The sequence below is a fragment of the Bacillus sp. SIMBA_008 genome (genome assembly GCF_046535495.1).
Lineage (GTDB): Bacteria > Bacillota > Bacilli > Bacillales > Bacillaceae > Bacillus > Bacillus subtilis.
In genome coordinates, this window is sequence record NZ_JAWRWL010001166.1 from 1 (window position 1) to 240 (window position 240).

Here is a 240-nt window from a genome sequence, read left to right on the forward strand (position 1 = left end):
TATCATTTTATATAAAATAGAAGTTTTCAAATAAGGGTGCTGTTTTTCGTCTATTAAAGATTTCTTTAAAATAGGTAATGCAAGATCCAAGTCTTTTAACGAAAGTTGCTGAATCGCTCTTAGCTTTTGCCCAAAGTTTTCTCCAAACATTTCATTAGTAAACTCATCCAATTCAAAATTCGAATCGACTAGTGACGTATCTACTTCACTTAACATACCTTCTGCAAATAAAGCGAGCTG

Annotated in this window: 1 pseudogene; it reads right to left on the minus strand. The window is 32.1% G+C overall.

Annotated elements, in window-relative coordinates:
- A pseudogene (locus SB658_RS27115) lies at positions 1 to 240 on the minus strand (hypothetical protein); the annotation flags it as partial.